Genomic DNA, 5,036 nt, shown 5'->3' with positions numbered 1-5,036 from the left:
AAGTTGGGGTCCTCCAGACGGCCCAAGCGGCTGAAGGACATGACGCCGACGATGAGCGTCGCGATGATCAGGAACAGCACCATCGGCTGGTGCGTGACGGCCCATTCCGAGAGATTGAMGCGCTTCATGACTGCCCTTGCGAGCTGCTCTTGGTGACGGGGGCGGGCCCGGCTTCGGGCGAACGTTCGACGGCCCGCACCTTGATGCCGGCATCGAGCTTCTGGGCACCGACGCTGACCACCCGGCTGCCGGCGGCCAGGCCGGTGACGCGCACCGACGCGTCGTCCGCGCCGACCACCTGCACGGGCTGGAACGCCAGGCCCGAGCCCTTGGCATCCAGCACCCAGACGCCCGCGGAGCCGCTGGCCTTCACCAGCGCAGTGACCGGCAGGGCGGCCGTCGGCGCACCCGCGGTCGGGTCGGACAGGTTCAGCTGCATGGTGCTGCCCAGTGGCAGCGCCGCGACCTGCGCGCGCGATTCGGGGGTCGCGGCATAGCGCACGCGGAAGGTCCGGCCCTGCGCGCTGGCCAGTGGCGAGAGTTCGCGCAACACCAGCCGCAGCGGCGCTTTTGCGTCTTGCGCCGCGCCCTGCCAGGGCGTGGCCACGGCGGCGAGGGTCCGCGCCCGGCCCACCCATTCCTCCGGCAGGTCGGCGACGATCTCGCGTTCCCCGTCACGGGCCAGCGACAGCACGGGTTGGCCCTCGGTGACCACCTGGCCACGCTCGAAGCGCAGCGCCGTCACCACGCCGGCATAGGGCGCCACCAGCGTGGCATAGCCTTCGCGGTTGCGCGCCAGGTCGAGCTGGCGGCGGGCCTGGTCCAGGCGAGCCGCAGCTGCGTCGGCACGCGCCTTCTGGCGCTCATGGTCGGCAGCGCCCACCGAACCGTCGGCGAGCAGGCGGCGCATGCGCGCCTCGTCGGACGCGGCCTGTTGCGCATCCACGGAAGCAGCCTGCACCTGGTCGGCAGCGGCCCTCGCGCCCAACTGATAGTCGGCAGGGTCGAGGCGAGCGAGTGCCTGGCCGGCCTTCACGACATCACCGACCTCGATCAGACGCTCGACCACCTTGCCGCCGGCGCGAAAACCCAGGTCCGTCTCGACACGCGCTCGAACCACGGAGGTGAAGGCGCGCGTCTGCGCGGACGCCGTCTCGGTCACCGTGGTCACGAAGACCGGCTTGACGATGGCGGCAGGAGCGCCTGGCTTGCTGCAGGCGGCCGACAGCGCGCTGGCAGCGACCATGACCGTGAGGGTCATGGCGGGGGAGATCCTGTTCATCGGGGCGTCCTTGCGGCAAGAGAAGTCGAGACAACACCGGTCCGAGGCGGCGCGAAGCCCCCGCCCAGTGCCTTGTAGAGTTGAACGTCGGCCAGCACCTGCTGAAGGCGACTGCTCGACAGGGCGAGTTCGCTGGCCAGCACCGAACGCTGTACGTCCAGCAACACCAGCAGGTCGATCTGGCCTTCGCGCTGCAGCGACCGGGCGCGCTGCAGCGAGCGGCGGCGGTGGTCGACGGTGCGGCTCAGCGCGGCAGCGCGCTCGGCCTCTTCGGTGCGCACCAGCAGGCTGTCCTCGACTTCCTGCACGGCCACCAGCACCGCCTTCTGCCAGGCCAGCAGGGCCTCCTCGGCCCGCGCCGACTGCACGCGGATGCCGGCGTCGATGCGCCCGGCATTGAAGATCGGCGCGGCAAACGCCAGCGCGACGTTCGAAAAATGCACCGGCGCGAGATCCAGCGCGTTCAGCCGCAGGTCCTCGCGGCCGAACAGGGCGCTCAGGAACAGCTTGGGCCACCACTGCGCGCGTGCCTCGGCGCCGCGCAGCGTCTCGGCCGCGACGCGCGCCTCGGCGGCGATCAGGTCGGGGCGACGCCTCAGCAGCTCGCTGGGCTGGCCGGTCCCGATGTCGCGCACCGAGGGCCACACAAACGCTGCACCGTCGTCGACGACGCGTGCCGATGGGTTGCGGCCCAGCAGCACGGCCAGCCGGGTCTGCGAGACGCCGGCCAGCATCCGCAGTGGAGGCAGCTGCGCGTCGAGCGCCTCCGCTTCGGCGCCTGCTCGGTCGAGGTCGAAGGCGCTCGCCTCGCCTTCGCGCTGGCGGCTGCCCACGCGGGTGGCCGTCTCGTGCTGGGCCGCGGCCAGTGCCTGCACGATGCGCAGCTGCTCTTCAGCGCTGCGCAGCACGAAGTATTGCCGCGCCACCTCGCTGGCCACCAGCAAGCGCGCGCCGTCCACGCCCGCGGTGGCGGCCGCGGCGTCGGCTTGCGCCGCATCGCGGGCAGCGCGCACGCCGCCGGCCAGGTCGATCTCCCACGCCACATCGACACCGGCGCGAAGCGCGCGCGTGTCAGGCTGCCCCTGCTTGACCGGATCGGGCAGGCCGCTTTCGCTGCGCGAGGCCGACGCCTGCAGGCCCACCGTGGGCCACAGGCGAGAGCCCTGGGCATCGCGACCCGCACGGGCCTGGGCGACGCGTTGCAGCGCGATGGCCACATCCTGGTTGGCGGCCAGCGCTTCGTCGATCAGCGCAGTCAGCGCCGGGTCGCCATAGCCGGCCCACCAGGCGCCGTCGAGAGCCTGGCCGGCAACGGGCGCCGGTGCGCCGTGCGCAAAAGCAGCGGCCAGCGGCACTGAAGGCGACGGGGGCTGCACAGGCGCCACCGAGCAGGCCGACAAGAACAACAGCGCGGCCAACGCCACGGCGCGGATCGCCCAGGCGCCGGTGTCGAGGCTGCGATGCAGGGGGAGCGGCATGAAGTGATTCATATACTGGACGATTGAGTACAGTAAGTGTACCCTGGCCATAATGGACTTTCAAGTACATTAAATAAGATGCCCAAGAACGAAACCGAGAACGATGCCGCGCCGACGCCGCGCCGCGGCAGGCCGCGGGACCCCGAGCGCTACCGCCGCATCCTGGATGCGGCGCGCAGGCACTTCTATGCGCACGGCCTGGAGCGGTCCAGCGTGGACGCGATCGCCGCCGACGCCGGTGTCTCGAAGATGACCATCTACAGCCACTTCGGGTCCAAGGAGGGGCTGTTCGAGGCAGAGGTACGCGATCGCACCGAGCGCGTGGTGGGCGGCCTCGCGGGCGCCGAAGCACTGGACGCGCAGCAGCCCCAGAAGGCGCTGCTGTCCATCGGCGAGCAGTTCCTGACGCTGGCGCGCGAGGACGAGGCGCTGTCGCAGTTCCGCTCGCTCTACGGCGCCGCCGGGGTACAACCCGAGGCCTGCCGGGCCTTCTACCGGCAGGGAGCCGAACGGTTGATCGGCGACCTGGCCGCGTACCTGCGCCGCGCCGACGCGGCCGGCACGCTGAAGGTGCGGCACCCGCGGCAGGCGGCGGACCTGTTCCTGTCGATGTTCCTGGGCGACGGCCACATCCGGGGGCTGCTCATGCTCGACATGCCGGATGCGCGGGAGAACCGGGCCCTGTTGCGCGAGGCGGTCAGGGTGTTCATGGCGGCCTACGCGGAGATTCCCTAGCGCACTGCCTCGACGATCAAGCGCGCCAGCCGCGCATAGTCCCCACCGAAGTGGTGATCGCCCTTCATCACCAGCACCCGCGCATGCGCCGGCACGAGCTTCGGGCACAGTGAATCCTTCTCGCGGTCGCCCTGCACGCACAGCGTGTCGGCGGCCGAGAGCCGGCGCGCCTCGGGCAGGATCGGCTTGTCGCCGCTCGGCCCCAGCCAGTTGCTGAAGTGGAACTCGAACGAGGCCTTCTGCGCGAGCCCCAGCAGCGCGGTGAGCTTGATCGTCGAGCGCGTCGCGGCCGGCAGCCGGTTGACGGCGAACGGCAGCACGTCGGCCCCCTGCGAGTAGCCGATCAGGATCACCTCCGATCGCTGCCAGCGCGCGGCGTAGTAGCGGATCAGCCGATCCAGATCGCTCGCCAGGCCCTCGGGCGTGCGCGCCTTCCAGAAGTAGCGCAGCGAATCGAAGCCCGCCACCGGAATGCCCTGCGCCGCCAGCGCCGCCGCGAGCTCCTTGTCGATGCCGGCCCAGCCCCCATCGCCGGACAGCAGCACGGCGAAGCGCCGGCCGGCACCCGCACCGACACCAGGGACAGGCACCTCCACCATCGGCAGGTCGGCCAGTTGCTCCGGCGCCGGCGGCACCACCGGCGCGGCGGCCTGCTGGGCAGACGAGAGTTGCGCGTACGCCGTCGCGAATGCCGCAGGGCCATCGGCCACCCAGCGCGCCTTCGGCACCTGCTGCACGAAGGCCTGCACGCTGTCAGCTGGACACGCGGCGCCCTGCACCGCCGTCCACGGCGTGGCCAGCGTCGTCGCGGGCAGCAGCTCGAAACCGCCGGCGCCGGCGGCCGCCCAGCGCAGGCCGTTGGTCGCGCACAGCGGCGTCTTCAGCGCGAGCCGCGGGCAGAACCCCAGCGACAGCGCCGACGAGAAACTCCCCGCCGGCGCCTGCGCCAGCACGCCATAGGCGAACGGCGCCGCCGCACCGCTGCCCACCAGCATCGGCAACCGATACCCCGGCACCTGCTCGTACGCCTGCAAATGGCGCGACAGGTTCTCGAAGGCGCCTGCCGCATACGTGCACTTGCCGTCCTGCTTCTCCAGCCGCTTGTAGAACGGCGCCAGCGGCACCGCCGCCACCAGCGCCCCGCCCTCCACCATGCGGTCGATGGCCTGCTGCTCGGCGGCATCCGGCGCATCGTTCGCCGACAGCATGAACACGAACTGCTGCACGGTGCCCGCCGGCTTGAACAGGCGCACGTCGTTGAACAGCCCGTGCGCCACCGTGCCGGGCGCGGTCTGCATCGGCGTCTGTCTGGGTTGGGGCCGCACCTGCGCGTGGCACGGCGCCATCGGGATCAGCAGGAGCCCTGCCACCAGTGCGAGCACGCGCCTCATCGGCTGATCGCTCCCTTGAGGCCGCCACCGATCAGCGCCGCCACGTCGGCCAGGATGAAGACCGGCGCCAGCCCGGGCGGCGCGGCCAGGTAGCGCGCCTCCCAGTCGGGCTCGAACTTGTCCTTGAAGTTGTGCAGCCCGCGGAAGTTG

General features: G+C 71.6%; 4 protein-coding genes. 1 reads left to right on the top strand and 3 read right to left on the bottom strand.

Annotated features, from left to right (window positions below; translation table 11 throughout):
* Positions 1-124: 124 nt before the first annotated feature.
* Positions 125-1,261 (bottom strand): efflux RND transporter periplasmic adaptor subunit, encoded by a 1,137-nt coding sequence (locus AC1D15_RS17640; RefSeq protein WP_477826998.1) that lies wholly within the window; start codon positions 1,259-1,261, stop codon positions 125-127.
* Positions 1,262-1,278: 17 nt separating this feature from the next.
* A complete protein-coding gene (locus AC1D15_RS17635) occupies positions 1,279-2,760 on the bottom strand; it encodes an efflux transporter outer membrane subunit (RefSeq protein ID WP_477826997.1) in 1,482 nt (493 codons plus the stop codon).
* A 78-nt stretch (positions 2,761-2,838) separates the two neighbouring features.
* Here AC1D15_RS17635 and AC1D15_RS17630 point away from each other — a divergent pair, with 78 nt between their 5' ends.
* Positions 2,839-3,495 (top strand): TetR/AcrR family transcriptional regulator, encoded by a 657-nt coding sequence (locus tag AC1D15_RS17630; RefSeq protein WP_477826996.1) that lies wholly within the window; start codon positions 2,839-2,841, stop codon positions 3,493-3,495.
* Here AC1D15_RS17630 and AC1D15_RS17625 read toward each other — a convergent pair.
* On the bottom strand, positions 3,492-4,793 hold the full coding sequence (locus tag AC1D15_RS17625) for a virulence factor family protein (RefSeq protein ID WP_477826995.1): 1,302 nt from the start codon (positions 4,791-4,793) through the stop codon (positions 3,492-3,494). The two genes, AC1D15_RS17630 and AC1D15_RS17625, sit on opposite strands and share 4 nt — an antisense overlap.
* Positions 4,794-5,036: the final 243 nt, after the last annotated feature.

The sequence above is a fragment of the Rhizobacter sp. P2_H2 genome, assembly GCF_056403375.1.
Note: the sequence above shows the minus strand (reverse complement) of the source record. Positions and strands in the feature narration are given on the sequence as shown.

Coding starts and splice junctions, on each gene's coding strand:
- AC1D15_RS17640 (WP_477826998.1), bottom strand. CDS start 1,261: ATGACCCTCACGGTCATGGTCGCTGCCAGCGCGCTGTCGGCCGCCTGC.
- AC1D15_RS17635 (WP_477826997.1), bottom strand. CDS start 2,760: ATGCCGCTCCCCCTGCATCGCAGCCTCGACACCGGCGCCTGGGCGATC.
- AC1D15_RS17630 (WP_477826996.1), top strand. CDS start 2,839: ATGCCCAAGAACGAAACCGAGAACGATGCCGCGCCGACGCCGCGCCGC.
- AC1D15_RS17625 (WP_477826995.1), bottom strand. CDS start 4,793: ATGCAGACCGCGCCCGGCACGGTGGCGCACGGGCTGTTCAACGACGTG.